Genomic DNA, 2,229 nt, shown 5'->3' on the forward strand with positions numbered 1-2,229 from the left:
TCAAATCTACTTAACTTGTCGGGCAATGTCTTCTACGCTCATATTTCCTCTAAATATAGAACCTACCGCCTCTGTAAAATTATTAGGGATACCATTTTCCCTATTAAAAGAGGCTTGTTTTTCGGCAATTTGATTTTCAAGATTCGCTATCGCATTTTCTAGCTTTATTTTTATAGAATACAGCTCATTTAATTTTATACTTCTTTGTTCCTCGAAATTCTTATATCGTTCTACAACTTTTTGATTTTCTACTTCGGCTAAGTCAGCAAGTCCTCTAGTATATAGATCCATATCAGGCATGAAGGGATTTGTTCTATTCTCTAAAGATTGTATATCTCTTTTTATATTAATCAATTTATTGATCTCTAGCTCCTTTTGTCTTTGTAGTTTATTAATTTCTGGCATATATTTCGTCTCGGTAGTCTCTCTTCTGTGCTTATTATAAGTCCTATAAATATCTGATAAATCTTTATCTTCATCTTCTTTTAAACATTCGAAATAATATGCTATTATCATAAATGGAACACCACACAAAAATGCTAATTTTAAAAACCAATCTATATCTACAAATACCCAAATTATAAAAAAATATATTGCTGCGATGGTTGTTATTATCTTCTTCTTTGTATCTCTTTTATATTGATTTTTTCTATACTTTTTTAAATTTCCTCTCACTTCGCTAATGCTAGCCATATTATCGTTCCTCCCTTACTCTAATCGCCTCTTTGATGATTGCAATCGCATAATAAGGCTGTAGAATATTCGGTATAATTTTTAACTTTACTGCTAGCCATGAATTTTTATAAGTTCCTATATGATGAAAATTTATATCTTTTAAAAATACAATAACTTCCCTATTGCTGCCAAATCTGTTATATAAAAAATTTAGTTCATTACTGATTTGGTCCTCTAAATCTTTTAATATAAACAGAAGGCTAAAGCTATCTATAAAATTACGTTCTATAGTCTTAAAATTTTTTAATTCACTTCCCCATCTCTCAATATATTTTAACAAGAAGCTATTAGATTCAACAAGACCGCTGTCAACAGCCATATATGCAAGTAAAAGCGTTATAAATGCTTTAGAAAAATTATTATTAATATTATGATTTATAGATACTCTTCTCTTAATATCTTGGAATATACCGTTTCTATATGGGTTTTCAACTATATAAAAATGAGGCAAAATATTATATGAAAAATCTTGATATACTTCACTATCTATTGAATAAATTCTCTGTATTTCAGCGTTTATTATGCTAAATACAGCATCTTGATCAATATTATTTGACGTCAAAAGCTCATTCCTAGACCGTTCCAAGAAACCATCCAAAATAGTTATGTAATTAACTTCTTCCATTTATAACTTCTATTAAAATTATAGACTACTAACTATAGTTAGTTGATAGCGGATTATAATCCAAATATACTTATGGTTAGTTTAATTATAGGTAGGCGTATTTGAAGGATTGCACGATAACCGATGAGAAGATGGACGCTATTTACAAGGCTATCGGCGATAATGTCAAGCGCATCAGAACGGCAAAAGGTATTTCGCAGCTTTCACTCGCCCTCGCTATTGGACACAAAGCCGTAGGAACGATCTCAATGGCTGAACTTCATATCAACAAAAAACATTTCAATATCGAGCATTTGATAAAAATAGCAGATGTTTTGGAAGTAGATATTTCAGAATTTTTTGCTTTTGATCCACAGCCACAAGCCGATTAAATTTTATTCATCACAAAGCCGCAGAAACGCCCCGTGACGCCATCTCTGCGGTATGAAAAATGTCGCTCGCTCTCAAAAGTGCAGCGCGGATCAAATTTAACGTTTCGCACCCCCACAGCTGCGAGCTCGTCGCGCAGCGCGGCGTTTAGATCGAAATGCCCCTGCGTTTTGTAGCGCTCAAACTCGCCCAGTTCAAGCCCGCCGAGTTCGTAGTTTCGCACCTTGATATTCGCGCCCACGAATACCTTCAGCTCCGCAGCGACGCAGCCAAAGCGCTCGTTCATTAAATTTATCGCATTGGTGCAGATCCGCTGGCTCACTCCAGCGCGCCCCGCATGCACCACAGCAACCACGCCGCGTCGCTCGTCCGCGATCAGCACTGGCGAACAGTCCGCTACCAGCACGCACAGCGCCACACCGCGCAGATCGGTCACAAGCCCGTCGCAGGGCGGGATTTCATCGCTACCTGCGCGTAAAATTTCAACTTTGTTTGAGTGG

The 2,229-nt window shown here is 36.3% G+C and carries 4 protein-coding genes; 1 reads left to right on the forward strand and 3 read right to left on the reverse strand.

Translation table 11 applies throughout. From position 1 onward, the window contains the following. Nucleotides 1-6 precede the first annotated feature (6 nt). A complete protein-coding gene (locus Q0238_RS06955; protein ID WP_297944340.1) occupies nucleotides 7-693 on the reverse strand; it encodes a hypothetical protein in 687 nt (228 codons plus the stop codon). A 1-nt stretch (nucleotide 694) separates the two neighbouring features. Continuing rightward, nucleotides 695-1,360 carry a hypothetical protein gene (locus Q0238_RS06960; protein WP_297944343.1) on the reverse strand — a complete coding sequence of 222 codons (666 nt, stop codon included), beginning with the start codon at nucleotides 1,358-1,360 and terminating at the stop codon, nucleotides 695-697. Between the two features lie 101 nt (nucleotides 1,361-1,461). Between Q0238_RS06960 and Q0238_RS06965 the strand changes: the two genes are divergently transcribed. Next, nucleotides 1,462-1,731, forward strand: coding sequence for a helix-turn-helix transcriptional regulator (locus Q0238_RS06965; RefSeq protein ID WP_297944345.1), 270 nt, complete (start codon nucleotides 1,462-1,464; stop codon nucleotides 1,729-1,731). Here the strand turns inward: Q0238_RS06965 and Q0238_RS06970 are convergent. Then, nucleotides 1,728-2,229 (reverse strand): polyphenol oxidase family protein (locus Q0238_RS06970; protein WP_297944347.1); only part of this gene is annotated, 502 nt, incomplete at its 5' end. The genes Q0238_RS06965 and Q0238_RS06970 overlap by 4 nt on opposite strands.

Source organism: uncultured Campylobacter sp. (assembly GCF_938045775.1).
Classification (GTDB): domain Bacteria; phylum Campylobacterota; class Campylobacteria; order Campylobacterales; family Campylobacteraceae; genus Campylobacter_B.